Source organism: Aliivibrio sp. S10_S31 (genome assembly GCF_014694495.1).
GTDB lineage: Bacteria > Pseudomonadota > Gammaproteobacteria > Enterobacterales > Vibrionaceae > Aliivibrio > Aliivibrio fischeri.
Genome location: NZ_JAAUWR010000074.1, coordinates 1 through 1,254, shown reverse-complemented (window position 1 = coordinate 1,254; position 1,254 = coordinate 1). Strand labels below are relative to the sequence as shown.

Annotated in this window: 1 protein-coding gene; it reads left to right on the top strand. The window is 41.1% G+C overall.

The annotated features are described in order from the left end of the window. Nucleotides 1-50: 50 nt before the first annotated feature. Nucleotides 51-1,222, top strand: a protein-coding gene (locus HC728_RS19595) for an IS3 family transposase (RefSeq protein ID WP_139073841.1) whose coding sequence is annotated in 2 segments (ribosomal slippage) — nt 51-321 and nt 321-1,222 — 1,173 coding nt in all. Because the reading frame shifts where the segments join, the coding sequence is not laid out codon by codon here. Nucleotides 1,223-1,254: the final 32 nt, after the last annotated feature.

Below are 1,254 nucleotides of genomic sequence, written 5' to 3'. Positions count from 1 at the left end.
CCTGATTTGACCCCAATAAAGTGGACACTCGATCACGAGGATTGAGTGACATGAAAATCAAATCACAACGAAAGTTTTCTAATGAGTTCAAAAGAAACGCAGTTCAACAGTCATTAGACTCTCCAGATACAGTAAAATCAGTGGCGATCTCTATTGGGATCGCTCCTCAGCTATTGGTAAAATGGAGAAGCCAGATGACATCTAAAAAACACACAGTAGCGCCCATTCCTAATAAAGGCCCTGAAAAATCGCTAAAAGAACTAGAGCGTGAGGTTGTCGAACTTAAAAAACGCTTAGCAGATGCGGAGTTGGAGAACGATATCTTAAAAAAGGCGACGGCCTACTTCGAAAGACGAAGAGAATAAGATTTGAGTTTATTTCCAAGTACTCAAGCCCAGTAAGGCCGGTAGTAAAACTTTGTCGCTATCTTGATGTGTCCACTTCAGGGTATTATAAGTGGTTAAATAGAGAGCCTACGCTTCGCGATAGATATAACGCTGAATTGAAGTGTTTTTTAAAAGACGAAAGCGAACGTCAACACTGTGTCCCTGGCTATAGAAAACTCTATGAAGCCGCTATCTCTTATGGTTTTATTTGTAATAAGAAACGGATCCAACGTCTGCTTCAAAGTCTTGGTTATCGTTCCAGAGCGAGTAAGAAGAGGCATGGGTGTGCGCCTAAGCAGAAATTAGGCTTTCCAGCTTTTAATTTACTGGACCGAAAGTTTTCAGTATCACAGCCAAACAGGGTTTGGACTTCAGACATTACTCAGGTCCGATGTAGTGAGGGTTGGCAGTACTTATGTGTTGTATTAGACCTTTACTCAAGAAAGGTCATCAGTTGGTCGACGAGTAGGATTAACAACGCAGAGCTTGTAGTTCGTAGTTTAAAGAAGGCTTGGGAAAGACGTAGACCTGATGGTAGTCAATTGATGTTTCATTCAGACCAAGGAGTTCAGTATACGTCAGAGATGACGATGCGTTGGTTGTACAAGAGAGGAATAACAATCAGTATGTCCCGTAAAGGAAACTGTTGGGATAATGCTTGTTCAGAGAGTTTCTTTGCTCAGTATAAAAAGGAATGGATAAGCTGTTTAGGGCAACTATCAAGAGAAGAGATGACAATGCAAAGTCGACTTTATATCGATGGCTATTATAATCCGATAAGAAGGCATGGGACTCTAGGAGGAAAGAGCCCCATAGATTTTGAGTTAAGTAACTAAAACCCCGTGTCTACTTTTAAGGGGTCATATCA